This window comes from Bradyrhizobium sp. Mp27 (genome assembly GCF_029953005.1).
In the GTDB taxonomy this organism is placed as follows: domain Bacteria; phylum Pseudomonadota; class Alphaproteobacteria; order Rhizobiales; family Xanthobacteraceae; genus Bradyrhizobium; species Bradyrhizobium barranii.
On record NZ_JASAUS010000801.1, the window covers coordinates 1 to 222 of the forward strand.

1 protein-coding gene is annotated in these 222 nt (G+C 65.3%); it reads left to right on the plus strand.

All coding sequences use genetic code 11. From position 1 onward, the window contains the following. Positions 1–222, plus strand: a 222-nt coding sequence (locus tag QJT78_RS52705) for a transposase (RefSeq protein ID WP_281461008.1), incomplete at both ends; no start/stop codon positions are given.

Below are 222 nucleotides of genomic sequence, written 5' to 3' on the forward strand. Positions count from 1 at the left end.
GTCGATATGTTCCGCGCGCGCATGTTCGCGATCTGCTGCGGCTACGAGGACGCCGACGACCTCGATCATCTGCGGTCCGATCCCGCATTCAAGCTGGCCTGCGGACGGCTGCCGGACACGGGCCGGGATTTGTGTTCCCAGCCGACGCTGTCGCGGCTGGAGAATGCTCCGCGCCTGCGCGACGTGATCCGGCTGACCTACACTTTGGTCGACGCATGGATG